This window comes from Paracoccus liaowanqingii, from assembly GCF_004683865.2.
Classification (GTDB): Bacteria; Pseudomonadota; Alphaproteobacteria; order Rhodobacterales; family Rhodobacteraceae; genus Paracoccus; species Paracoccus liaowanqingii.
Window position 1 is genome coordinate 959,948 of the sequence record NZ_CP038439.1, and the last position, 24,273, is coordinate 984,220.

General features: G+C 69.1%; 23 protein-coding genes, 1 tRNA gene and 1 pseudogene. 13 read left to right on the forward strand and 12 right to left on the reverse strand.

Annotation, left to right across the window (positions count from 1 at the left end):
- Position 1: 1 nt before the first annotated feature.
- The 6 genes and pseudogenes from E4191_RS04590 to E4191_RS04615 all read right to left on the reverse strand — a co-directional run bounded on the left by E4191_RS04590 (position 2) and on the right by E4191_RS04615 (position 5,567).
- Positions 2 to 1,113: pseudogene (locus E4191_RS04590) on the reverse strand (DNA polymerase III subunit delta').
- Positions 1,114 to 1,124: 11 nt separating this feature from the next.
- Positions 1,125 to 1,721, reverse strand: coding sequence for a dTMP kinase (tmk, locus tag E4191_RS04595; protein ID WP_135312356.1), 597 nt, complete (start codon positions 1,719 to 1,721; stop codon positions 1,125 to 1,127).
- Positions 1,721 to 2,875 (reverse strand): D-alanyl-D-alanine carboxypeptidase family protein, encoded by a 1,155-nt coding sequence (locus E4191_RS04600; protein ID WP_135312357.1) that lies wholly within the window; start codon positions 2,873 to 2,875, stop codon positions 1,721 to 1,723. The genes tmk and E4191_RS04600 overlap by 1 nt, the downstream gene beginning before the upstream one ends.
- A gap of 98 nt (positions 2,876 to 2,973) precedes the next feature.
- Positions 2,974 to 3,546 (reverse strand): thymidine kinase, encoded by a 573-nt coding sequence (locus tag E4191_RS04605; RefSeq protein WP_135314322.1) that lies wholly within the window; start codon positions 3,544 to 3,546, stop codon positions 2,974 to 2,976.
- A gap of 131 nt (positions 3,547 to 3,677) precedes the next feature.
- Positions 3,678 to 4,934, reverse strand: coding sequence for a DEAD/DEAH box helicase (locus E4191_RS04610; RefSeq protein WP_228461675.1), 1,257 nt, complete (start codon positions 4,932 to 4,934; stop codon positions 3,678 to 3,680).
- Positions 4,935 to 5,339: 405 nt separating this feature from the next.
- Entirely contained in the window at positions 5,340 to 5,567 is a 228-nt protein-coding gene (locus E4191_RS04615) for a hypothetical protein (protein WP_135312359.1), read from the reverse strand.
- Between the two features lie 112 nt (positions 5,568 to 5,679).
- Between E4191_RS04615 and E4191_RS04620 the strand changes: the two genes are divergently transcribed.
- Positions 5,680 to 5,931 (forward strand): DUF2312 domain-containing protein, encoded by a 252-nt coding sequence (locus E4191_RS04620; RefSeq protein WP_042248738.1) that lies wholly within the window; start codon positions 5,680 to 5,682, stop codon positions 5,929 to 5,931.
- A 51-nt stretch (positions 5,932 to 5,982) separates the two neighbouring features.
- Here E4191_RS04620 and E4191_RS04625 read toward each other — a convergent pair whose 3' ends face one another.
- Positions 5,983 to 6,858, reverse strand: coding sequence for a hypothetical protein (locus E4191_RS04625; RefSeq protein ID WP_135312360.1), 876 nt, complete (start codon positions 6,856 to 6,858; stop codon positions 5,983 to 5,985).
- A gap of 119 nt (positions 6,859 to 6,977) precedes the next feature.
- Between E4191_RS04625 and E4191_RS04630 the strand changes: the two genes are divergently transcribed.
- The 6 genes from E4191_RS04630 (at position 6,978) to E4191_RS04655 (ending at position 12,497) form a co-directional block, all read left to right on the forward strand.
- Positions 6,978 to 8,681 carry an ABC transporter permease gene (locus tag E4191_RS04630; RefSeq protein ID WP_135312361.1) on the forward strand — a complete coding sequence of 568 codons (1,704 nt, stop codon included), beginning with the start codon at positions 6,978 to 6,980 and terminating at the stop codon, positions 8,679 to 8,681.
- Positions 8,682 to 8,719: 38 nt separating this feature from the next.
- Positions 8,720 to 8,794, forward strand: a tRNA-Thr gene (locus E4191_RS04635).
- A gap of 154 nt (positions 8,795 to 8,948) precedes the next feature.
- Positions 8,949 to 9,155, forward strand: coding sequence for a cold-shock protein (locus E4191_RS04640; RefSeq protein ID WP_042248736.1), 207 nt, complete (start codon positions 8,949 to 8,951; stop codon positions 9,153 to 9,155).
- A gap of 146 nt (positions 9,156 to 9,301) precedes the next feature.
- Positions 9,302 to 10,126 (forward strand): TIGR00282 family metallophosphoesterase, encoded by an 825-nt coding sequence (locus E4191_RS04645; protein WP_135312362.1) that lies wholly within the window; start codon positions 9,302 to 9,304, stop codon positions 10,124 to 10,126.
- 231 nt (positions 10,127 to 10,357) lie between these two features.
- Positions 10,358 to 12,142: an SLC13 family permease gene (locus E4191_RS04650; protein WP_135312363.1), complete on the forward strand. Its 1,785-nt coding sequence runs from the start codon at positions 10,358 to 10,360 to the stop codon at positions 12,140 to 12,142.
- Positions 12,143 to 12,269: 127 nt separating this feature from the next.
- Complete coding sequence (locus E4191_RS04655) at positions 12,270 to 12,497, forward strand: hypothetical protein (RefSeq protein WP_135312364.1); 228 nt, start codon at positions 12,270 to 12,272, stop codon at positions 12,495 to 12,497.
- A gap of 74 nt (positions 12,498 to 12,571) precedes the next feature.
- On the opposite strand, the gene E4191_RS04660 is transcribed toward E4191_RS04655, so the two are convergent.
- Positions 12,572 to 14,353, reverse strand: coding sequence for an SLC13 family permease (locus E4191_RS04660; RefSeq protein ID WP_135314323.1), 1,782 nt, complete (start codon positions 14,351 to 14,353; stop codon positions 12,572 to 12,574).
- Between the two features lie 140 nt (positions 14,354 to 14,493).
- Here E4191_RS04660 and E4191_RS04665 point away from each other — a divergent pair, with 140 nt between their 5' ends.
- From E4191_RS04665 to E4191_RS04675, 3 genes are all read left to right on the forward strand, one after another.
- Positions 14,494 to 15,237 carry a YebC/PmpR family DNA-binding transcriptional regulator gene (locus E4191_RS04665; protein ID WP_135312365.1) on the forward strand — a complete coding sequence of 248 codons (744 nt, stop codon included), beginning with the start codon at positions 14,494 to 14,496 and terminating at the stop codon, positions 15,235 to 15,237.
- Positions 15,238 to 15,374: 137 nt separating this feature from the next.
- The gene (locus E4191_RS04670) at positions 15,375 to 16,277 is read left to right on the forward strand and encodes a DMT family transporter (protein ID WP_228461549.1); all 903 of its coding nucleotides are present in this window, start codon (positions 15,375 to 15,377) and stop codon (positions 16,275 to 16,277) included.
- 59 nt (positions 16,278 to 16,336) lie between these two features.
- Positions 16,337 to 16,669, forward strand: a complete 333-nt coding sequence (locus tag E4191_RS04675; protein WP_135312366.1) for a DUF3140 domain-containing protein — start codon at positions 16,337 to 16,339, stop codon at positions 16,667 to 16,669.
- A 15-nt stretch (positions 16,670 to 16,684) separates the two neighbouring features.
- Here the strand turns inward: E4191_RS04675 and E4191_RS04680 are convergent, their stop codons facing one another.
- Together E4191_RS04680 and puuE are read right to left on the reverse strand one after the other, a co-directional pair.
- Positions 16,685 to 17,524: a bifunctional allantoicase/(S)-ureidoglycine aminohydrolase gene (locus E4191_RS04680; protein WP_269436668.1), complete on the reverse strand. Its 840-nt coding sequence runs from the start codon at positions 17,522 to 17,524 to the stop codon at positions 16,685 to 16,687.
- A gap of 74 nt (positions 17,525 to 17,598) precedes the next feature.
- A complete protein-coding gene (gene puuE, locus E4191_RS04685) occupies positions 17,599 to 19,005 on the reverse strand; it encodes an allantoinase PuuE (protein ID WP_135312367.1) in 1,407 nt (468 codons plus the stop codon).
- 228 nt (positions 19,006 to 19,233) lie between these two features.
- On the opposite strand from puuE, the gene E4191_RS04690 reads away from it, so the two are divergent.
- Complete coding sequence (locus tag E4191_RS04690) at positions 19,234 to 20,535, forward strand: NCS2 family permease (protein WP_135312368.1); 1,302 nt, start codon at positions 19,234 to 19,236, stop codon at positions 20,533 to 20,535.
- A gap of 4 nt (positions 20,536 to 20,539) precedes the next feature.
- Here E4191_RS04690 and bhcR read toward each other — a convergent pair whose 3' ends face one another.
- Positions 20,540 to 21,355, reverse strand: a complete 816-nt coding sequence (gene bhcR, locus E4191_RS04695) for an HTH-type transcriptional regulator BhcR (RefSeq protein WP_135312369.1) — start codon at positions 21,353 to 21,355, stop codon at positions 20,540 to 20,542.
- Between the two features lie 340 nt (positions 21,356 to 21,695).
- Between bhcR and uraH the strand changes: the two genes are divergently transcribed.
- Positions 21,696 to 22,049: a hydroxyisourate hydrolase gene (uraH, locus tag E4191_RS04700; RefSeq protein WP_135312370.1), complete on the forward strand. Its 354-nt coding sequence runs from the start codon at positions 21,696 to 21,698 to the stop codon at positions 22,047 to 22,049.
- A 1-nt stretch (position 22,050) separates the two neighbouring features.
- Positions 22,051 to 23,304, forward strand: a complete 1,254-nt coding sequence (locus tag E4191_RS04705) for a urate hydroxylase PuuD (RefSeq protein ID WP_407947047.1) — start codon at positions 22,051 to 22,053, stop codon at positions 23,302 to 23,304.
- Positions 23,305 to 23,335: 31 nt separating this feature from the next.
- On the opposite strand, the gene E4191_RS04710 is transcribed toward E4191_RS04705, so the two are convergent.
- Positions 23,336 to 24,229 (reverse strand): LysR family transcriptional regulator, encoded by an 894-nt coding sequence (locus E4191_RS04710; RefSeq protein WP_135312371.1) that lies wholly within the window; start codon positions 24,227 to 24,229, stop codon positions 23,336 to 23,338.
- Between the last annotated feature and the right edge of the window lie 44 nt (positions 24,230 to 24,273).

Consider the following 24,273-nt stretch of genomic DNA (forward strand, 5'->3'; position numbering starts at 1 on the left):
TTCATCCCTTGTGCGGCAGCGCGGCCTGGGCTGGCGGCAGCTGCGCCAGATCCAGGACCATATCCATCACCAGCGCGGCAGGGTCAAGGTTGACCGCCCGCCCCGTGCGGGCGCGCGCCGACAGGCGGGCCTGCGCCTCGGCCCAGATGCGGGCGGCGCGGTCGTCGGGGGACAGCCGCGCCATCAGCGCGCCCTCGCCCTTCGCGGCCTGCGGCAGGGGGGCGCCCATCAGCCCGGCGCGCGCCATGCGCGTGAGGAAGCGGTCCAGCACGGTGATGGTCAGATCGAAGGGGTCGCCCTCGGCGCCCGCCCGCCCCGCCGCCGCGTCGGCAAAGCGCACGGCGGCCAGCCGGTCCATCCGGGGCAGGGTGGCGAACAGGTCGACCAGATCCTGATAGCGGTCCAGCCCCCCTGGCCCGCCAGCCGCAGCGCCTCTCCGACCGAGCCCCCCGACAGCGCGGCCAGAGCCTCTGCATCCTCGTCGATGCCCATGTCCGACAGGATCCCCGCCATCTGGCGCGGGGCCAGCGGCGACAGGCGCAGCGTCCGGCAGCGCGAGCGGATGGTGGGCAGAAGGCCCGCGGGCTGATGCGCGATCATCAGGATCAGCGCGTCTTTGGGCGGTTCCTCCAGCACCTTCAGCAGGGCATTGGCGGCGGCGGTGTTCATGTCGTCGGCGGCATCGATGATGGCCACGCGGCGGCCGCCCTCCGCCGCCGAGAGGTGGAAGAAGGACAGCAGGCGCCGGATCTCGTCCACGGTGATCTCGGCCCGCAGGCGCCCGGCCTTGTCGTCCCAAGGGCGGCGGATCAGCTGCAGGCGCGGCTCGGACAGGGCCTTGATGCGCCGCGCCTCGGGCCCCTCGCGTTCGACCGACAGATGGGCGCTGTCGGCCCCGGCCAGAAGCCAGCGCGCGATGGCCCAGGCCAGGGTCGCCTTGCCCACGCCGCGCGGCCCGGTCAAGAGCCAGGCGTGGTGCAGCCGACCGCCGCGCGCGGCCTCGGTGAAGGCGGCGATGGCCGCGTCCTGGCCGATGACGCGGGAGGCGTGGCGCGGATGAGGCGCGCCGGGCACGCGGTCGGGTTCGGGAATGTCGGGGGCGTCTGTCTTCATGGGAACGGGCGTCACAGGGCCAGGCGGATGCGGGCGGCGACCTGCGCGGGCGTCCCCGTGCCGTCGATCAGGCGGACCCGGTCGGGATATTCCCGGGCCAGCGCGCGAAACCCGGTGGCGAGGCGTTCCTGAAACCCCAACCCCAGGCTTTCGAAGCGGTCCTCGGCCCCGCCGCGTGCCGCGCCGCGCTGCAACCCGGTGGCGGGGTCGATGTCGATGACGAAGCTGCGGTCGGGCTCGATCCCGATCATCAGCCCGTGCAGCCGGTCGACCAGATCCCGCAGGTCGCCGCGCGCGGCGCCCTGATAGACGCGGGTGCTGTCGGCGAAGCGGTCGGTGACGACCGTGTGGCCCGCCGCCAGCGCGGGGCGGATGGTGCGCTCCAGATGATCGCGGCGGGCGGCGGTGAAGAGCAGGCATTCCGTCTCGGGCGACCAGCGTTCGCCCGCGCCCTCGACCAGCAGGCGGCGGATCTCCTCGGCGCCGGGGCTGCCGCCGGGCTCGCGGGTCAGCACGACCTCGCGGCCCTCGGCGCGCAAGGCCTCGGCCAGAAGCCGGGCCTGGGTGGACTTGCCGCAGCCGTCGATGCCTTCGAAGCTGATCAGCATCAGCCGGTGACGGCGCTGATCGCGCGCTGGCCCAGCTGCATCACGGCGCCGCGCAGTCGGCCGACGAAGCCCGCCTCGGGCACGGCCGAGGCGGCCAGCAGCGGGGTGACGGTGTCGGGCCGGCCGGGCACGGTCACCACCAGCCGCGCGATCTCGGCGCCCTCTGCGATCGGGGCGGGGATCGGGCCGTCATAGACGACCTCGACCCGGACCTGGTCGCGCACGGCGATCGGCACCAGCACGTTGACGCCGTTCCGGGTCGTCAGGCCCACCCGCGTCTCGGTGCCCAGCCAGACGGGCGCCTCCAGCACCGTCTCGCCCGCGGGGACCAGCCGGTTCATGGCGAAGTCGCGAAAGGCCCAGTTGACGATGCGCTCGGATTCCTCGGCGCGGGCGCGGTCGCTGTCCAGCCCCGAGATGACGAAGATGACCCGCCGCCCGTCCTGGATCGCCGATCCGACCAAGCCATAGCCCGCCTCCTGCGTGTGGCCGGTCTTGAGCCCGTCGGCGGTCCATTCGCCGGTGCCAAGCCGCAGCAGCGGGTTGCGGTTGTTCGCGTTCGAGGGCACGCGGCCCTTGTAGGTGTATTCGGTCATCGCGAACTTCTCGTAGAGTTCGGGAAACTCGCGGATCATGTAGGCGGCCAGCACGCCCAGATCGTGCATCGACATGCGGTGTTCGGGGTCGGGCCATCCGGACGAATTGGTCAGGTTCGTATGGGTCATCCCCAGCTCGGCGGCGCGCGCGGTCATCTGCCGGGCAAAGGCCGCCTCGGTCCCGGCCATGCCCTCGGCCACCACCACGCAGGCATCGTTGCCCGAATTGACGATGATGCCGTGGATCAGCTCCTCGACCGTTGGGCGGTCGGCGGGCTCGACGAACATCTTCGATCCGCCCATCCGCCAGGCCTCGACCGACACGGGGAAGGTGCTCTCCATCGTGTAGCGCCCGTCATGGAGCGCCTCGAAGAGCATGGTCAGGGTCATCAGCTTGGACATCGAGGCCGGGGGCAGCGGCACGTCGGCGTTCTTTTCCATCAGCACCGTGCCCGTCGCCACGTCATAGACCCAGGCCGAGGTGGCCGTGGTCTCGAAGGCCCGGGCGGGGGCGGCCAAGGCCAGCGCGGCGGCGAGCCAGATCAGGAATGCGCGCATGAGATGTCCCCTTGCCTGTGTGGCGGCCTGTTTCGTCGATGGTTACATCAAGCCCCGCGCTCCCGCAACGCGTGCAGACCGGGCGCGCCCAGAATTGATCAGCCCCCCACGGCCTCGCGCCAATGCCTGCGGCAGAGCGAGACATAGGTCTCATTGCCGCCGACCTGCACCTGCGCGCCACGGGTGACGGCCTCGCCCGCGGCGTCGCGGCGGATGACCATGGTGGCCTTGCGCCCGCAATGGCAGATGGTGCGCACCTCGCGCAGCGTGTCGGCCAGCGACAGCAGCGCGGTGGATCCGGGGAACAGCGCGCCCCGGAAATCGACGCGCAGGCCATAGCACATGACGGGAATGCCCCGGTCGTCGACCACGCGGGCCAGCTGCCAGACCTGCTCGGGGGTCAGGAACTGCGCCTCGTCCACGAAGACGCAGGCGGGCTGCGGCGAGGCGGCGGCGATCAGCGTGTCCAGATCCGAGGCGCTGTCGAAGGTCATCGCCGCCTCGGCGATGCCGATCCGGCTGGCGATGCGGCCCATGCCGGCCCGGTCGTCCAGGGCCGCGGTCATCAGCAGCACCTCCATCCCGCGCTCGCGATAGTTGTAGGCCGCCTGCAGCAGCAGGGTGCTCTTGCCCGCGTTCATTGTCGAATAATGGAAATACAGCTTGGCCATGACGCCGCCGCTTACCCGCATGGGACAGGCCCCACAAGCCAAAGCCGCGGGATCTGCATCCCGCGGCTTCTTCTTCACTCAAATATCCACGACGCGGCAGCGCCGCCGGACCAAGGCCGGGGCGACGTACCTCAGGCCATGCGGCTTTTCGGCGCGCGCGAGGGGCGACGCGCCGGGCGCTTGCCGGCACCCGCATCCATGGGCTTGCCGCCCATCGGCTTGCCGCGTCCGCGCTGCGGCCCGCCGGGCGACCCGGCGGCGGCTGCGGCGGCTGCCGAAGGGACCTCTCCACCGATCACGGGGATGGTGTTCTTCATCGCCTTCTCGATGGCGCGCAGCTCTCCCAGCTCGGCGGGCGAGCAGAAGGCCACGGCGCGCCCGTCACGGCCCGCCCGCGCGGTCCGGCCGATGCGGTGGACATAGTTCTCGGGCACGTTCGGCAGGTCATAGTTGTAGATGTGGGCCACGTCCGGGATGTCCAGGCCGCGCGCCGCCACGTCGGTCGCGACCAGCACCTTGGTCTCGCCCTTGCGGAACGCCTCCAGGGCGCGCTCGCGCTGGCCTTGGCTCTTGTTGCCGTGGATCGCGGCGACCGCGAAACCCCAGCTGTCCAAGAGCTTGGCCAGCTTGTCGCAGCCATGCTTGGTGCGGCCGAAGACCATCGCCATCTCGGTCGTATGCTTGGACATGTAGTCGGCCAGCAGCTTGGCCTTGTCGCCCTGAGTGACGAAATGCACGCCCTGCTCGATCTTCTTGGCAGCCTGACCCGGAGGGTTCACGGCGACCTTCAGCGGGTTCGTCAGATAAGTATCCGACAGTTCCGACATCAGTTTCGGCATGGTGGCCGAGAACATCAGCGTCTGACGCTCGCGCGGCAGCATCCGGGCGATCTTGCGCAGCGTGTGGATGAAGCCGATGTCCAGCATCTGGTCGGCCTCGTCCAGCACCAGATAGGTGGTGGCCTCCAGGCTGATCGCGCGACGCTCGATCAGGTCCATCAGGCGGCCCGGCGTCGCGATCAGCACGTCGACGCCGCGCGACAGGCGCTCGGTCTGGGTGTTGATGGACGCGCCGCCCACGACGCGGAACGACCGGATCGGCGTGCCCTCGGCATAGGCGTCGATGTTCGTCGCGATCTGGGTGGCCAGTTCGCGGGTCGGCGCCAGGATCAGCGCGCGGCAGGTCTTGGGGTCGGGCTTCTTGCCGTAGTTGATCAGGCGGGTCAGCATCGGCAGGCCGAAGGCCGCCGTCTTGCCGGTGCCGGTCTGGGCCAGGCCCAGCACGTCACGCCCGTTCACGATGGCCGGAATGCCCTGTTCCTGGATCGGCGTGGGCGTGGTCAGGCCCATCGCGATGATGTTGGCGTTGATGCGGTGATCGATGCCCATGTCGGCGAAGGGGCCGACGGTGATCGGTTCGCGCGCCGGGGCGTTGCGGCCCTCGTTGGAAAAGCCTGCATGCGGGGCACGGCTGGGGGTCGACTTGCCGCCACGGTTCGGGCGGCGACGGGTGGTGTTCTGGTCCATGAAAAAACTTTCGTCCCCCGCATCCCTCGTATCGGATGCAAAGGCAGGGGCCACGCTGTCAGCGCGCGGCTCGTGAGGGGTGCAGGCGTGATACGAGGATGCCTGCTGCCTCCCCGCGTGAATGGGAAACTTGAATGAATGTCGGCGTCGGTCGGGCAGGGCCCGTGGCTGCTCACGCGGCAGTGGACGGCGATGGGGGACAGATGGGGCAGGGGACCGCGAAAGTCAAGCGCCAAGCGCCGGGCCCCCTTGGCGGGGCCCAAGGCGTCAGCGCGACAGGATGATGCCGATCACCACCATCATCAGCCCGATGGTCGAGGCCGCCAGCGCCGCCATGTTCACCGCCAGCACGCCGCGCATCTTCACGCGCAGCGCGGCGTCGTCGATCCCGCGGCGTCGGGCGCGGGTGACGGTCAGGATGCACCAGACCAGGCCCGCAAGCCCGGCCAGGGTCAGGGCCGCTCCGACCCAGATGATCAAGTCGTAGGTCGTCATGGCAGGCTCCTTGCACAGGGCGGATGTCGCGCGCGTGTCACCTAGCGGCGATTGCACCGCGCAACAAGACCGCCTAACAGGCAGGCCGAACTGACAGGAAGGGATTTCTTTGATGCAGGACGATCAGGCTTACGGAGTCGCAGCCGACGAGCTGCGCCAGTTCATCGAGCAGTTCGAGCAGCTGGAGGCCGAGAAGAAGGACATCGCCGAGCGCCAGAAAGAGGTCATGGCCGAGGCCAAGGCCCGCGGCTACGACACCAAGGTGATGAAGCAGATCATCGCCCTGCGCCGCCGCGACAAGGACGACATCGCCGAGGAAGAGGCGATCCTGGACATGTACAAGGCCGCCTTGGGCATGGTCTGAGCCCCGGCCCCTCGGGCGGGCATCGGTCCCGCCCGGGGGGCCTGTCGCCCCTCAGGGCAGGATGAACTCGACCCCCGGCAGGACCGCGATCTCGGCCACGTCCGAGCGATAGGTGTCGGTCACCTGGTCGACCAGGTCCTGCGTCCAGCCGGGCAGGTCGATCTCCTGATCCAGCGCGTCGGGCAGGGCGTGGTCGCGCAGGATGTCGGCATGGATCCGGCGGCGCTGGAAGATGTCCATCTGGTCGCGGTCGGTCATCGCCTCGGTCAGCGCGGCCATCCCCCGGTCGTCCAGCAGGTCCTGAAGGAAGCCCGTGCCGCCGGTCAGCGGCGCGTCATGGGGCAGGTCGCCCGTCAGGCGCACGACCTCGGGCCAGATCAGCGGCACGTCCTCGTGGCACCACAGCACCACCCGCCGCCCCTGCGCGGCCCGCAGCAGCCGGTGGATGGCGTCGCGCCAGCGCAGCTCCAGCGGGTGGCAGCCCTGCATCAGATCCTCGTAGCCGTTGCCGCTGAACTGCGGCAGCACCTCGGCCAGCAGCGTGGCGGGGTTGCGGATCGCCAGGAAGAACTCGGTCTGCGCCGAGGGGAACAGCTGCGCCAGCGCCGCCGTGCGCGCGCCGATCTTGGGATAGAGCCCGGTGCGCCCCACCGCCCGGCCCGGCGCCCCCTGGAAGGTCCAGGTGGACATCACCACCCGCGACGGATGGTCGCTTTCCAGGATCGCGTCCAGCATGATCTCCTCCATCTCGGGGGTCGCGGTGCCGCCGTTGAGGGATCGCAGCGCGTCGTCGAAGACGCTCTTGTGGCGCTCGGGGGGGACGACCTCGGTGCCGACCTTCTGCAGCCCGGCCTTGTTGTCCAGCAGGGTCTTCAGCAGCCGGTCGCCGTCGGTGCCATGCACCCCCATGTGGAATACCATCTGCATCGCTGTCCCCGTTTCTTCTTCTTGGCTGTCATCTTCGGTCGCCGGCCCTGCCGGTCGCTCGCGCGCAGATTACGCGTCCGGCGTGGACAGTCAAACCGCTTTGGCATATCGCCAGCCGGATGACCCGGACCGCGCCAGACCCGTCCCGCAGCGCCCATGCCGATCACGCCCTGCGCCAGGGCGGCGGGCGCGGGTGGTCGATCGCCGCGGTGCTGGTCGCGGGGCTGGTCCTGCTGCCGGTGCTGTCGGTGGCCTGGATCGCCGCCAACCCGACCGACAACATCTGGCCGCATCTGCTGTCGACCGTCATGCCGCGCTATTTCGGCAACACGGTCGCGCTGGCCCTGGGGACCGGGCTTCTGGCCGCCGCGATGGGCACCGGATCGGCCTGGCTGGTCAGCATGTACGATTTCCCGGGCCGCGGCGCGCTGCAATGGCTGCTGCTGCTGCCCCTGGCCGTGCCCGCCTATATCGGCGCCTATGCGCTGGCCGATTTCCTGGACTATTCCGGACCCGTCCAGATCGCCCTGCGCGGCTGGTTCGGATGGGAGACGGCACGCGACTACTGGTTCCCCCGCATCCGCTCGATCGAGGCGGCGATCGTGGTGCTGGCGGCGGCGCTTTACCCCTATGTCTACCTGCTGACCCGCGCGGCGCTGCACGAACAGTCCGGCAGCGCCTACGAGGTCGCCCGCGCGCTTGGCACCGGCCCCTGGGGGCTGTTCGCCCGCGTGGGCCTGCCGCTGGCGCGCCCGGCCATCGTCGCGGGCTCGGCCATCGCGATGATGGAGGCGGTCGCGGATTACGGCGTCGTCAGCTATTTCGGCGTGCAGACGCTGAACACCGGCATCTTCACCACCTGGCTGGAGCGTCGCAATGCCGGGGGCGCGGCCCAGATCGCCTGCGCCATGCTGGCCCTGATCATGGTGCTGGCCCTGTGGGAGCGATTCGCCCGCAGGCGGGCCCGCTATCACCAGAGCGCCCGCCAGCCGCGCCCGATCCAGCGCCAGCGGCTGCGCGCCCTGCCGGGGCTGGCGGCGATGCTGGCCTGCGCGCTGCCCTTCGCCATCGGATTCGTGCTGCCGGTCGCGGTGATCGCGACCTATGCGGCCTCCTATCCGCAGGGCTGGCTGTCGCCGGGGCTGGTTCGGGCGGCGTGGCACACCGTGTCGCTTGGCGGGGTGGCGGCGGTGCTGACCGTCGCGCTGGCGCTGGTCATGGTCTATGGCGCGCGGCTGTCGGGCAGCGCGCTGCCGCGCCTGCTGATGCCGGTGACGACCATCGGCTATGCCGCGCCCGGCGCGGTGCTGGCGGTGGGGCTGCTGATCCCGCTGGCGGCGCTGGACCACAAGGTCGCGGATGGCTGGCTGGCGCTGACCGGCACCGATCCCGGGCTGATCGTGACGGGCACGGGCGCGGCCATCGTTCTGGCCTATCTGGTGCGGTTCTTCGCCATCGGGCAGGGGGCGATCGACGCGGCCTTCACCCGCGTGCCGCCCTCGCTGCCCATGGCGGCGCGGTCCTTGGGCCGGGCCAATGCGGGCGTGCTGCGCGCCGTCTACCTGCCGATGATGCGCGGCTCGGTCGGGGCGGCGCTGCTCTTGGTCTTCGTCGACTGCGTCAAGGAACTGCCCGCCACGCTGCTGCTGCGTCCCTTCAACTTCGAGACCTTGGCCACCCGCACCCATGAACGCGCCAGCCTGGAGGATCTGGGCAATGCCGCCCCGGCCGCCCTTCTGGTCATGGCGGTGGGCCTGCTGGCGGTGGCGCTGCTGGCACGCACCAACCTGGGCGGGGGACGCACGGGGCAGGGCCACGCGTGACTTGCGCAAACGCGCCTCTCGCGGTAACGGATCGGCATGCCGGCTTAGCTCAGTGGTAGAGCGTCTGATTTGTAATCAGGGGGTCGGGGGTTCAAATCCCTCAGCCGGCACCAGATTTCTCTTGCATGATGAGTCGCGCGGCGTTACTAAGGCTTGGCTACGTTAAATTCTCTGCATCCTGTCTGGTTCTGCCTTCAGTCTGCTTTGTTAATCTGACGGCCAAGCCACTGCATTCTGCGGGTGGTAACTTAGACAGGAGATCTCACGATGGCCAACGGCACCGTGAAATGGTTCAACAGCACCAAAGGCTTCGGCTTCATTCAACCGGAAGGCGGCCGTCAGGACGTTTTCCTGCACATTTCGGCTCTTGAGCGCGCGGGCCTGTCGGCTCCCGCCGATGGCCAGAAAGTGACGTTCGAGCTGGAGCGTGGCCGTGACGGTCGCGAATCGGCGACCAACGTGCAGTTCGTCTGAACCGACGCTGATTGCGAGCTAACGGAAAGGGCTGCCCTCGGGCGGCCCTTTTTGCTGTCTGCCTGCCGGTTGGGCAGACGATGGCCGATGTTTGAACCCGTCCATGTGGGCTTGAGTTGCCCCGGGCTTTCGCCTAGCAGGGCGGCATGAAAATCCTCTTCCTTGGCGATGTGATGGGCCGCGCGGGCCGTCGGGCGATCACCGAACGGCTGGCGGGCCTGCGGGCACGGCTGAAGGCCGACCTTGTGATCGTGAATGCGGAAAACGCCAGCGGCGGGCGCGGCGTCACCGCCGGTCACGCGCAGCTGCTGCTGCAGGCCGGGGCCGATGCCCTGACCCTGGGCGACCATGCCTTCGATCAGAAGGACATGCTGACCTTCATCGAGCGCGAGCCGCGCATCATCCGCCCCCTGAACTTCGCGCGCGAGGCGCCGGGCCGGGGCCATGCGGTGATCAGCGATGCGCGCGGGCGCAAGGCGCTGATCGTGCAGGCCCTGGGGCAGGTGTTCATGTCGCGGCCCTATGATGATCCCTTCTCGGCGCTGGACGCGGTGCTGCGGGCGCATCCGCCCGGCGGCATGGTGCAGGCGGCGCTGGTCGACATCCATGCCGAAGCGACCAGCGAGAAGATGGCCGTGGGCCATTTCTGCGACGGCCGCGCCAGCCTGGTCGTCGGCACCCACACCCATGTGCCCACGGCCGATGCGCAGATCCTGCCGCGCGGCACGGCGTTCCAGAGCGATGCGGGCATGTGCGGCGACTATGACAGCGTCATCGGCATGGACAAGACCGAGCCGCTGCGCCGCTTCATCACCGGCATGGCGCGGGACCGCTTTACCCCGGCCGAGGGCGAGGCGACCCTGTCGGGCGTGCTGGTCGAGACCGATGACCGCACCGGGCTGGCGCGCAGCGTCGTGCCCCTGCGCGACGGCGGGCGGCTGGCGGCGACGCATCCGGTTCCCGACCTCTGAGGGCCGCGCGGCGGCGTGCGCCGGGCCCGGGGGGACCTTGCGTCGCTCCTCCTCAGCTAGTCCTCGGACCAGGGACGCACCCGCCGGCGACCCCCTGCAGGATATTTAATGAAGAAGATAGGGGCGCCGCCGCGGGGTCTTGCCGCACCCGCGAAGACGGGTTGCGGCGCCTCGGGGTTCCGGCGCAGAGTGCCCGAATGCGGCACGGCCCGCGGCAGGATAGAGTTGTGAATGTTCGGATTTGAATTGACCGGGACGACCAGTGCGGTCGTCACCATCTTCATCATCATCGCGATGCTGACCCTGTTCATCCGCGAAACCTATCCCCCCGAGGTCACCGCCATCATCGGCGCGGTCACGCTTCTGTCCCTGGGCATCCTGGATACCAGCGCCATCGCGGGGGTGCTGTCGAACTCGGCGCCCTGGACGATCGCCTTCATGTTCATCATCGTGGGCGGGCTGGTGCGGACCGGCGCGCTGGACTGGATCGGCCAGAGGGCCGCGCGCCATGCCGGGGCGCATCCGATGCTGACGCTGGCCTCGGTCTCGATCCTGGTCTGCATCATGTCGGCCTTCGTCAACAACACGCCGCTGGTCGTGGTGATGATGCCGATCTTCATGCAGCTGGCCAAGGAGATGGGCAAGTCCCCCTCCAAGCTGCTGATCCCGCTGTCCTATCTGTCGATCCTGGGCGGCACGATGACGCTGATCGGCACCTCGACCAACCTGCTGGTCGACGGCGTGGCGCAGGCCTCGGGGATGGAGCATTTCACCATCTTCGAGATCACCTGGGTGGGCCTGCCCATGGCGATCGTTGGGGTGACCTATCTGCTGATCTTCGCCCCGCGCCTGCTGCCCGACCGCGATTCCATGTCGCAGCTGCTGTCGGGGCGCAGCAAGATGAAGTTCTTCACCGAGGTGGCGATCCCCGAGGGCTCGGGCCTGGTGGGCCGGCGGCTGGACGACATCGACATCTTTGCCCGCGACAATGCCCGCGTGATCGACGTGCTGCGCGGCGACGCCTCGCTGCGCCGCGACCTGGCCGCCGTCGCGCTGGAGGAGGGCGACCGGGTCGTGCTGCGCACGCCGATGTCCGAGGTGCTGGGCCTGCAGACCCACAAGGACCTGCGCATGGTCGACAAGCTGTCCTCGGTCGAGACCTCGACGGTCGAGGTGCTGATCACGCCGGGCTGCCACATGGTCGGGCGCAGCCTGGGATCCATGCGCCTGCGGCGCCGCTATGGCGTCTATGTGCTGGCGGCGCATCGCAAGAACCAGAACATCGGGCGGCAGCTGGACGATTTGGTCGTGCGCGTGGGCGACACGCTGCTGCTGGAGGGGGCCCCGGCCGACATCCAGCGCCTGGCCAGCGACATGGACATGGTCGAGGTCAACGCGCCCTCGGACCGCGCCTATCGCCGCCGCCATGCGCCCATCGTCGTGGCGGTGCTGCTGGGCGTGGTGATCCTGTCGGCCTTCGAGGTCGCGCCGATCCTGCTGCTGGCCTTCATCGGCGTGGCGGTCGTGCTGGGCACCCGCTGCATCGATGCCGACGAGGCGCTGTCCTTCGTGGACGGGCGCCTGATGGCGCTGATCTTCGCCATGCTGGCCGTGGGCGCCGGGCTGGAGAACAGCGGCGCCGTGCAGCTGGTCGTGGACCGGGTCGCCCCCTGGATGGTCACGCTGCCCCCCTGGGCGCTGGTGCTGGCCGTCTACATGCTGGCCACCACGCTGACCGAGACGGTGACGAACAATGCGGTCGCGGTCATCGTGACGCCTGTGGCGATCAGCCTGGGCCTGACCCTGGGCGTCGATCCGCGCCCGCTGGTCGTCGCGGTGATGATGGGGGCCAGCGCCAGCTTTGCCACGCCCATCGGCTATCAGACGAACACCCTGGTCTACGGGCCGGGCGGCTATCGCTTTGCCGACTTCATCAAGGTCGGCCTGCCCCTGAACCTGCTGATGGCGGTGGTGGCGGCGATCGTGATCCCGCTGGTCTGGCCGCTGCACGGATAGTTCCATGCGTCTTGCTTGACTCAGCCGCAATGCTGCCATGCAGCATCGTCGGTTGTGAAATTCGCCCCGAAGCCCGATCTAGGGTGCAGGGGAGGAAACGGCCTTTCTCGTGCAAGGAGTTTCCGCAATGGCTACCATCGCTTCTGTCGACCGCCCGTCCAATGGCTTTTCGGGCGCAGCCCTGCTGGCGCCGTTCCGCGCCGTGGGACGTTTCATGATCATGCTGGCCGAAGCCAGCCCGCAGATGAAGGCGCTGAACCGCCTGAGCCAGCTGTCCGACCAGGAACTGGCGGCCAAGGGCCTGACGCGCGACGGCGAAGTCCGTCGCATCCTGGGCGGCTCGGCCGCCCTCTAAAGACCGGACGACATCCTGTCGACCTGCTGATCGCGGCCCCCTCGGGCCGCGTTTTGCATGTCGGGGGGTCTGCGTCACAGCGGCCAGACGATCAGCAGCAGCGGCACGGCCACGACCATCACGATGATCTCCAGCGGCAGGCCCATGCGCCAGTAGTCGCCGAAGCGGTAGTTGCCCGGGCCCAGGATCAGCGTGTTGTTCTGGTGCCCGATGGGCGTCAGGAACGCGCAGGAGGCCGCGACCGCCACCCCCATCAGGAAGGCGTCGGGCTGCACCTGCAGCTGTTCGGCCAGCCGGATGCTGACGGGGGCCGCGATGATCGTGGTCGCGTTGTTGTTCAGCACGTCCGACAGGAACATCGTGCCCCCCATCAGCAGGACCAGCGCGACCCAGGCCGGATAGCCTTGGGTCAGCTGCGCCAGCCCCCCGGCGATCAGGGCCGAGCCGCCGGTCTGGTCCAGCGCCAGTCCAAGCGGGATCATCGAGCCCAGCAGCACGATCACCGGCCAGTCGACATGATCGTAGAGCTCGTTCACCGACAGCACCCCGAACAGCACATAGGCCACGATGACACAGCCGAGCGCGATGGGCATCGTCGTCAGCTCGAAGGTGGCGGCCAGCACGGCCAGCGCGAACAGCCCCACCGCCGCGCGCATGTGGCGCTCGCGCTGCACGGGCAGGCTGCCCCCGTCCAGGCGCAGCAGGCCGGTCGCGGCCAGCATGTCGGCCATGCGGCTTTCCGGGACCAGCACCAGAAGCATGTCGCCCGCGCGCAGCTCCTGCCGGGCCAACCCGCGCCGCAGGGCCACGCCGTCGCGCCGCAGCCCGATCAGCACGCTGTCATGCCGGTTGGCCAGCCCGAAGCTCTGCGCCGAGCGGCCCGCGATCTCGGCCGCGACCGACACCAGGCATTCGATCAGCTGCTGGCCCTCGGCATCCTTGCGGGCGCGGGGCTCCTGCCGCCCGTCGGGAAAGGCCAGGTTCGAGGTCGATCGGAACTCGTCCAGGCTGCCGGGCGTGCTGCGCAGGATCAGGATGTCGCCGTCCGCCAAGGCCTGATCGTCCAGCGGGCCCGCCACCTCCTGCCCGTGGCGGATCAGGCCGGTGATGCGCACGCCCGCGCCCGCCGCCTCGGCCCGGGCCTCGCGGATGGTGCGCGAGGCGGTCAGGCTGGCCTCGGTCAGCACGAGGCTGGCGACATAGCGGCGCTGTCGGCTGTCGGCATCGGTGCCGGCCTCGCTTTCGTCGGGGCGGGGGATCAGCCGCCAGCCGATCAGGGCGATGAAGGCCAGGCCCGCCAGCGCCACGGCGCCGCCCACTGGCAGGAAGTCGAACATGCGGTAGGGCTCGCCCAGCACGTCGGCGCGAAAGCCCGAGACGATCAGGTTGGGCGGCGTGCCGATCAGCGTCAGCATGCCGCCGAGGATCGTGGCGAAGGCCAGCGGCATCAGCGTCAGCCCCGCCGCACGGCCCAGCTTGCGCCCGGTCTGAAGGTCGACCGGCATCAGCATGGCCAGTGCGGCGATGTTGTTCATGAAGCCCGACAGCAGCGCGCCCACGCCCCCGAACAGCAGGATGTGCCCGGTGGTGCCCCGGTCGCGCCCCGACATCAGCCGCGCCAGCCGCGCCACCGCGCCCGACCGCGTCAGCCCCGCCGTGGCGATCAGGACCAGCGCCACGATCAGCGTGGTCGGATTGCCGAAGCCCGAGAAGGCCTCGGTCGAGGGGACCAGCCCCAGAAGCACCGCCGCCATCAGCCCCGCGAAGGCCACGAGGTCGTAGCGCCACCGCCCCCACAGCATCAGTCCCACGATCACGCCCAGCAGGGCGAACAGCATCATCTGGTCGGTTGTCATCATGTCCCTTCGGTCCGAAATCGGATCCTTTGCCCCGAACGCGTGCCGGGTCTTTCCGGTTCGTCTTGCGATGAGGGGGCAGGCTGGACTAGAAGCGCCCGACATTCCTGTTTTTACCGCATGACGAAGGACGACCCGACATGGCAGGTCATTCCAAATGGGCCAACATCCAGCACCGCAAGGGCCGGCAGGACAAGCTGCGGTCCAAGCTGTTCTCGAAGCTGGCCAAAGAGATCACCGTCGCCGCCAAGATGGGCGATCCCGATCCCGAGAAGAACCCGCGCCTGCGCATGGCCGTCAAGGAGGCCAAGGTCAAATCCGTCCCCAAGGACGTGATCGATCGCGCCATCAAGAAATCGCAAGGCGGCGATGCCGAGAGCTATGACGAGATTCGCTATGAGGGTTACGGCCCCAACGGCATCGCGCTGGTGGTCGAGGCGATGACCGACAACCGCAACCGCACCGCGTCGAACGTGCGCAGCTACTTCACCAAGTCGGGCGGCGACATGGGCCAGACCGGGTCGGTCAGCTTCATGTTCGACCGGGTGGGCGAGATCGTCTATCCCGCGTCCGCGGGCGATGCCGACACGGTCATGCTGGCCGCGATCGAGGCCGGCGCCGACGACGTGGAAAGCGACGACGAGGGCCATTGGATCTATTGCGCGGACACGGCGCTGAACGAGGTCGCGGCGGCGCTGGAGGCCTCCCTGGGGGATGCCGACACCGCCAAGCTGATCTGGAAGCCGCAGGCGCCGACCGAGGTGACCGACCTGGAAACCGCGCAGAAGCTGATGCGGCTGATCGACACGCTGGAGGATGACGACGACGTGCAGACGGTGACGGGCAACTTCGACATCTCGGAAGAGGTCGCGGCGCAGTTGTGAGGGGGGGAACCGGGGCTCTGCCCCGGACCCCGGGATATTTTTGCCAAGATGAATGGGGGAGGCCGCGTCTGTGAGGGGCGCGGCTCTCGTGGGGGCTTGCGTCCATGGGGAAAACCCGACAATTGCAGATGATGCAGATGGAACCTCACACGCGCCGCGATCTGGTCGGCATGGGCTGGATGCTGGTGACGGGGCTGTGCTTCGTCGGCGTCAACACCATCGTGCGCGGGCTGGAGGGGGCGCTGCCTGCCTCGCAGGCGGCCTTCATCCGGTTCCTGTTCGGGCTGGTCTTCCTGGCCCCGGTGATCCTGGGTGCCCTGCGGGGCGGGTTTCCCCGCGATGTCTGGGGCATGTTCGCGCTGCGCGGCGCGCTGCATGTGGTGGCGGTTGTCGCGTGGTTCTATGCCATGTCGCGCATCACCGTGGCCGAGGTGACCGCCATCGGCTTTCTCAACCCGATCATCGTGACCTTGGGCGCGGCGCTGTTTCTGGGCGAGCGGCTGGCGGCGCGGCGGATGATCGCGGTGGGCGTCGCGCTGATGGGCGCGCTGATCGTGCTGCGCCCGGGGCTGCGCGAGCTGGATCCCGGGCATCTGTCTCAGGTCCTGGCCTCGGTCGCCTTCGGGGCGTCCTATCTGGTGGCCAAGCAGCTGTCGGGGCGGGTGCCGGCCTCGGTGGTGGTGGCGATGATGTCGCTGATGGTGGCGGTGGGGCTGGCGCCGCTGGCCATCGCGCAATGGGTGCCGCCCAGCTGGGCGCAGCTGGGCTGGCTGGGGCTGGTCGCGGTCTTCGCCACCACCGGGCATTACACGATGACGCGGGCCTTCGCGGCCGCGCCCCTGGCGGTGACGCAGCCGGTGACCTTCCTGCAGCTGGTCTGGGCCAGCCTCGTGGGCGTGCTGGTGTTCCACGAGCCGATGGACGGATGGGTGCTGCTGGGCGGCGGGCTGATGATCGGGGCGATCAGCTACATCACCTGGCGCGAGGCGCGCGTCCGGGCGCGGACCATCACCCCCGCCGTGGGCGCCACCAAGGGCTGAGGGCGGGGAACCGCGCCCCGCGCGCGGGTGTTCGGCCCCCACAGCCCGTCACGGAGGACATGATGGCAGCGCAGGACGACACCTGGAGCGACTGGCAGGAGCTGGTCAACATGACCCCGACCGAGCTGAAGGACTGGCTGGAGACCGAGGACAGCAAGTCCGTCGGCGATACCGGCGGCGAGGGCGAAAGCACCGGCCACAAGTCCGGCCGCCACATCCTGCGCATCAAGGACAAGAAGAAGGCCGACCTGACCGAGGACGACTGGTCGCACATGGCCAAGGTCAACGGCTATATCAAGCGCCATTTGGCGCAGGGCGGGCCCGACGAGGACAAGGAGACGAGCGACTGGCGCTTCTCCCTGATGAACTGGGGCCATGATCCGATGAAGTGACCGATGCCCCCGGCCTCAACGGTTGGGCCAGAGGGGCGCGTGGCGGTTCACGTCCTTGTAGAGCAGGTAGCGGAACGGTCCCGGGCCACCCGCATAGCAGGCCTGCGGGCAGAAGGCGCGGAGCCACATGAAGTCGCCCGGTCCGACCTCGATCCAGTCGCGGTTCAGGCGATAGACTGCCTTGCCCTCCAGCACGAAGAGGCCGTGTTCCATCACATGGGTTTCCGCGAAGGGGATCGAGCCGCCGGGCTTGAAGGTCACCACGGTGATGTGCATGTCGTGGCGCAGATCGGCGGGGTCCATGAAGCGCGTCGTGCCCCAGGCCCCGTCCGTGTCGGGCATCATCGAGGGCGCGATGTCCTGTTCCTGCACCACGATGGGGTCGGGCCGATCGGTCCCGGCCGCCGGCTGCCAGCGCTTGCGCCACCAGTGGAACCCCGCGGGCCCCGCCGTGCGGTTGCGCACCCGCCAGGGCGTGCCGGGCGGGATATAGGCGAAGCCGCCGGGGGTCAGCAGATGCTCGGTCCCGTCAATGATCACCTGCATGTCGCCGCCGGTGACGAAGATCGCGTGCTGAATTTCAGGGTCGTCATCGGGGGTCTCGCTGCCGCCGCCCTCGGCCAGTTCGACGATGTACTGGCTGAAGGTCTCGGCAAAGCCCGACAGGGGGCGGGCCAGCATCCAGAAGCGCATGCCCTGCCAGCCGGGCAGATAGCTGGTGACGATGTCGCGCATGACCGTGCGCGGGATGACCGCATAGGCGGTGGTGAAGACCGCCGTGTCGGTGGTCATGCCGGTCTGCGGCGGCAGGCCCGCCACCGGACCCGCATAGGGCCCGGCATGCTGCGCGGGCAGGACGCGGGCGATGTCGCCGGTGGGGGCACCTTCGGGCGGGCTGTCGGCAGTCTGGTGGTCGGGGGTCTGGTCGGTCACGAAAGGATCTCCTGCAGGCGGAGGGTGGCGATGCGGATCACCTGGGCCTCGGCGGTGGCGCGTTCGGTCGCGGTGTCGTTGTCCCGGCGCGCCTGCATGGCCGACAGGATGCCCGCCTTGTCATGGTCGCGCACCGCGATGATGAAGGGGAAGCCGTGCTTGGCCATGTAGGCCTCGTTCAGCTGCGTGAACCCGGCGCGCTCGGCGTCGGTCAGGGCATCCAGCCCCGCGCTGGCCTGTTCGGCGCTGCTGTCCGAGGTCAGGCGCTTCGCCTGCGCCAGCTTTCCGGCCAGATCGGGATGGGCGTTCAGCACCGCCAGCCGCTCGGCCTCGGAGGCCTGCCGGAAGACCTGCGCCATGCGGGCAGCCAGGCCTTGGGCGCTGTCATGGACGGCCCCCATCTCGGCGTCCCAGACCCGTTCGGCGATGACGGGCGAATGCTCGTAGATGCTGCCGAAGCGGGCGACGAAATCGGCGCGCGCCATCTGCGAGGGGCGGGGGCGGGGCCAATAGGGGTGTTCCTCGGCCCAGTGGCGGGCGATGTCCAGGCGCGAGGCGAACCAGACCCCCTCATGTGCGCGGGCATGGTCCAGGAACCGCTGGATGGCCATGGCGCGTCCGGGCCGACCCGCCAAGCGGCAATGCAACCCGATGGACATCATCTTGGGCGCCCCCGCCGCGCCCTCGGCGTAAAGCATGTCGAAGCTGTCGCGGAGGTAGTCGAAGAAATCGGTGCCGGTGCCGAAGCCCTGACCGCTGGAAAAGCGCATGTCGTTGGCGTCCATCGTATAGGGCACCATCAGCTGCGGCCTGTCCTTGTGGACATGCCAATAGGGCAGCTCGTCCGCGATGGTGTCGGCCAGATAGGCGAAGCCGCCTTCCTCGCAGCCAAGCGCCACCGTGTTCATCGAGGTGCGCCCCTGATAGAAGCCATGGGGGCGCTGGCCGGTGACCGCCGTGTGCAGGGCCACGGCCTGGGCGATGTGGTCGGCCTCGACCTCGGCGGGCACGTTGCGATAGTCGATCCATTTCAGCCCGTGGGTCGCGATCTCCCACCCGGCGGACTGCATGGCGGCGACCTGTTCGGGGCTGCGCTCCAGCGCGGTGGCCACGCCGTAGACGGTGACGGGGATGTCCTTCAGCAGCCGGTGCATCCGCCAGAAGCCCGAGCGCGCGCCGTAGTCGTAGATCGATTCCATGTTCCAGTGCCGCTGCCCGGGCCAGGGTTGCGCGCCGATGATCTCGGACAGGAACGCCTCGGAGGCGGGGTCGCCATGCTCGATGCTGTTCTCGCCGCCCTCCTCGTAATTCAGCACGATCTGGACCGCGATGCGGGCGCCGCCCGGCCAGCGGGGATCGGGGGTGGTTTCGCCATATCCTCGCAGATCGCGGCTGTAGCGCATCGAAGTCCCCTTTGGGCCCAAGGTCGTGACGCTGCCAGAAAAGCGCGCAGCGCGGGCGACGGCAAGCGGGCAGACGCCGAATTCTGTATCAAGGAAACCGCAAAGATCCCACTGCTTTTCAATCGGGCATTGAAAGACTTGCGGGCGGGCGGGCATTGTCGCCCAGGCCCGCCGGGCCCAGGCTGCGCCGAAAGGCAGCCCAACAAGGCCGCTGCCAAAGGGGGGGTCATGGACCGTTACTTCAAGCTGTCGGACAAGGGAACCAGCGTCAGGACCGAGGTGATCGCCGGCATCACCACTTTCCTGACGATGGCCTATATCATCTTCGTCAATCCCGACATCCTGGCCACGACCGGCATGGACCGGGACGCGGTCTTCGTGGCCACCTGCCTGGCGGCGGCCCTGGGATCGCTGATCATGGGGCTGTGGGCCAACTGGCCCATCGGCATGGCGCCGGGCATGGGGCTGAACGCCTTCTTCGCCTTCACGGTCGTGGGCATGATGGGCTTCACCTGGCAGCAGGCCCTGGGGGCGGTGTTCATCAGCGGCCTGATCTTCCTGTTCCTGTCGGCCACCGGCATCCGGCGCTGGCTGATCGCGGGCATCCCGTCGTCCATGCGCAGCGCCATCGCGGCGGGGATCGGGCTGTTCCTGGCGATCATCGCGCTGCAATCCTCGGGGATCGTGGTGGACAGCCCGGCCACGCTGGTGGCCTTGGGCGACCTGACGGCGACGGGGACGCTGCTGACCATCGCGGGGTTCTTCGTCATCGTGGCGCTGGACGCGCTGAAGGTGACCGGCGCGATCCTGATCGGCATCCTGGTGACCACGCTGGCCGCCATCGCCCTAGGCGTCAGCCAGTTCGGCGGCGTGGTGTCGATGCCGCCCTCGATCGCGCCCACCTTCCTGCAGATGGACCTGATGGGCGCGCTGACCTTCGGCATCGTGCAGGTCGTGCTGGTGATGGTGCTGGTCGAGGTCTTCGACGCGACCGGCACGCTGATCGGGGTGGCCAAGCGCGCGGGCCTGCTGACCGAGGGGCCGACCCACCAGAACCCCGCCCTGGGCCGCGCGCTGATGGCCGATTCGACGGCGATCACGGCAGGCGCGCTGCTGGGCACCTCGTCCACCACGGCCTATGTCGAAAGCGCCTCGGGCGTGCAGGCGGGGGGCCGGACCGGGCTGACGGCGGTGGTCGTGGGCGTGCTGTTCCTGGCAGCGATGTTCTTTGCGCCGCTGGCGGGCGCGGTCCCGGCCTATGCCACGGCGCCGGCGCTTCTGTATGTCGCCACGCTGATGGTGCGCGAGCTGTCCGAGGTCGATTGGGACGACGTGACCGAGGCCGCGCCCGCGGTCCTGACGGCCATCGCCATGCCCTTCACCTATTCCATCGCCAACGGGCTGGCCTTCGGCTTCATCAGCTATGCGCTGATCAAGCTGCTGACCGGCCGCGCCCGAGAGGTGCATGCCGCGACCTGGATCATCGCGGCGATGTTCGTGGCGAAATACACCTTCTTCGGCGGCCACTAGGGGCTCAGGGCGTCTGGCCGCCCATCGCCTCGGTCAGGCTGGCGGCGGCGGCGGCCACCACCGCGCCCAGGGTCTTCACGTGCTCGGCCGCGATCCGGTGCGCGGGGCCGCTGACCGAGACCCCGGCCACCGCCTCGCCCGACAGGTCGAAGACCGGGGCCGCGATGCAGCGCATGCCGCGCGTGCGCTCCTCGTCGTCGAAGGAGAATCCGCGATGGCGGATGCGCGCCAGATCCGCCTGCAGCGCCTGGCGGTCGGTCAGGGTGTTGTCGGTGAAGCGCGCCAGCGGCGCCGCGCCCTGCAGCGGACCCGTGGCGCCGCCCGCCGCTCCGAAAGCCAAGAGCGCCTTGCCGATCCCCGAGGCATGCAGCGGCGAGCGGGTGCCCGGCGGAAAGAAGGCGCGGATCGTCTCGGTCGTCTCGACCTGGCTCAAAAACAGCACGGCGTCGCCTTGCAGGATGCCGAGGTTTGCCGTCTCTCCGGTATGTTCCATCAGTGCGCGCAGGATCGGGCGGGCGCGCTCCACGATCCCCGAGCGGCGCATGAAGGCCGACCCCAACCGGAAGGCCTGCGGGCCGATATTCCAGGCCTGGGTCGCGGGATCGCTTTCCACCATGCCGCGCGTGGCCAGCGTGTGCAGGACGCGGTGCACGGTCGAGGGGGGCTGGGCCGCATGTTCGGCCACCTCGGAGAGCGTCAGGCCGGGACGGGCGGCCAGCAGGTCCAGCAGGTCCAGCGCGCGGTCCAGCGCCTGCACGGTGCCGGGCAGGGGAACCTGCGCCTTGGGCGGGCGGCCCCGGCGGCGGATCGGATCGGCCATTCTGCCTCCGTTGACGATGCTGCCTTGTGGTGACGGCGAACATCGCCCCGCACAAGGGGGAAAATCCCGCGAGACGGGCGGTTTTTCGGGGGCGGCGGGTGCGACCGCTGCCCAATCCGGCGGCAGTGCGGGCGGCACGCGCAGGGCCCGGCGGGAAAAGCGTTTCCGATCGGCGCGCGCGGGTCTTAGCTGGGGATCGTCGGGGTCGGGGCAGTGGCGGACGCACAGGCGGGTTGCGGGCGATTGTCCACGATCCCTATAGACTGCCTTGCGATGCCCGTGGCTCGATTGCCGACCGGAAGCGGGTATCACGGGGAAAACGCAGCAAGGGAGAGCCGCGATGGCGGGCTATCTGACGACCCATGTTCTGGACACCGCCCGGGGCGCGCCCGCCGCGGGGATGGAGGTGGTGCTGAGCCGCCTCGATGGCGGCACGCGCCACGTACTGGCCCGGATGCGCACCAATGCCGACGGGCGCACCGATGCGCGCATCCTGCCCGAGGAGGCCTTCGTCACCGGTACCTACGAGCTGGAATTCCACGCCGGCGCCTGGATGGATGCGACGGGGGTGCTTGCCGAAAGCCCGCGCTTTCTGGACGTGATCCCGATCCGCTTCGGCATGTCGCGTGACGATCACTACCACGTGCCGCTGCTGGTCTCTCCCTTCGGCTATTCGACCTATCGGGGCAGCTGAGATGATCCCGGAAACCGTCATCCTGTGGGAGTGGCTGGCCTTCGCCGTCCGCTGGACCCATGTCATCACCGCCATCGCCTGGATCGGGTCGTCCTTCTACTTCATCGCGCTGGATCTGGGCCTGCAGAAGGCGCCCGGCATGCCCAAGGGCGCGCATGGCGAGGAATGGCAGGTCCATGGCGGCGGCTTCTACCATGTCCAGAAATACCTGGTCGCGCCCGAGCGGATGCCCGAGCATCTGACCTGGTTCAAATGGGAAAGCTATGCCACCTGGCTGTCGGGCGCGGCGCTGTTGATGGTCACCTACTGGGCGGGCGCGAACCTGTACCTGATCGAGCCCGCCAAGGCCGATCTGGCCATCTGGCAGGGCATCGCGATCTCGGCCGGGTCGCTGGCCCTGGGCTGGCTGATCTATGACGGGCTGTGCAAGTCGCCCTTGGGCAACCGGCCCACGGTGCTGATGGGGCTGCTGTTCGTGGCGCTGGTGGCGATGGGCTGGGCCTATGACCAGATCTTCACGGGCCGGGCGGCGCTGCTGCATCTGGGCGCCTTCACCGCGACGATCATGACCGCGAACGTGTTCCTGATCATCATGCCCAACCAGCGCATCGTGGTGGCCGACCTCAAGGCGGGCCGCGCGCCCGATCCGAAATACGGCAAGATCGCCAAGCTGCGGTCCACCCACAACAACTACCTGACGCTGCCCGTGATCTTCCTGATGCTGTCGAACCACTACCCCCTGGCCTTCGCCAGCCAGTACAACTGGCTGATCGCGGCGCTGATCTTCCTGATGGGGGTGACGATCCGGCATTTCTTCAACACCATGCATGCCCGCAGGGGCTATCGCTGGTGGACCTGGGCGGTGACGGTGATGCTGTTCATCGGGGTCATGTGGCTGTCGGCCCTGGGCGTGAACCAGGACAGCTATGACGAAGCGATGGCCCGCCCGCTGACGCCGGTCGAGGCGCGCTTCGCCGAGGGTCCGGGCTTTGACGAGGCCGCCAATGCCGTGATCGGCCGCTGCTCGATGTGCCATGCCCGCGAGCCGGTCTGGGAGGGGATCCATCACGCCCCCAAGGGGGTGCTGCTGGAAACGCCCGCTGACATCGCCCGCGCCGCGCGCGACATCTATGTCCAGGCCGGGCTGACCGACGCGATGCCCCCCGCCAACATCACCGGAATGGAGGATGCCGAGCGCGACCTGATCCTGCGCTGGTTCCGGCAGGTCGGCGCATCCGCGGTCGCGGGGCTCTAGGCGCCGGTCGGGGCAGGGGTCGGACCGGCGGTCAGAACAGCGGGCGCAGCTCGCGCACCGCGTGATCGGCGAACAGCCGCACCTTGGGGTCCTGCAGCCGCCGATGCGGCGTCAGGCAGCCGAACTGGGCGGGCAGGGGGCGGTGACGGGCCAGCACCTCGACCAGCCGCCCCGCCGCCAGATCGCCCGCGACTTCGTACATGGGCCGGTTCGCGATCCCGTGGCCGTCCAGCGCCCACCCCGTCAGCACGTCGCCGTCATCGGTGTCGAAGCGCCCCTGCACCATCATCTTGCGCGGCCCCTCGGGCGTCTGCAGCGTCCAGAAATATTCCGGGCTGCGCGGATAGCGCAGCAGCAGGCAGTTGTGCCCGGCCAGATCGTCGGGCCCCTCGGGCACCCCCTCGCGCGCCAGATAGGCGGGGGCCGCGACCAGCACGCGCGGGCAGTCCGCGATCTTGCGCCATTTCAGCGCCGAATCCGCGGGCTCGCCCAGGAAGAAGGCCAGGTCGATGGCATCCTCGACGATGTTGACGTTGCGGTCCGACAGGCGCAGCCGGATCTCGACCCCGGGATTGGCCGCGCAGAAGGGCGGGACCAGCGGCGCGATCAGCCGTCGCCCCAGCCCCAGGGGCGCGGTCAGCCGGATCACCCCCTGCGGCTTGCCCGAGAAGCTGCCGATCAGCGCCTCGGCCTCGTCCAGCGTCTCGATCACCCGGCGGGCATGGTCATAGAAGGCGCGCCCGATCTCGGTCGGGGTCAGCTTGCGGGTGGTGCGGTTCAGCAGCCGCAGCCCGAAGCGATTTTCAAGATCCTTGATACGATTCGAGGCAACTGCCGGGGAAAGGCGCAGATCCCTGCCTCCGGCGGTGATCGAGCCCAGCTCGACCACCCTCACGAAGACGCGCAGGCTTTCCAGATAGGACATGAGGGTGGCCCGCTTTCAATGAGACGTGTAAAGTCTTCTATGCC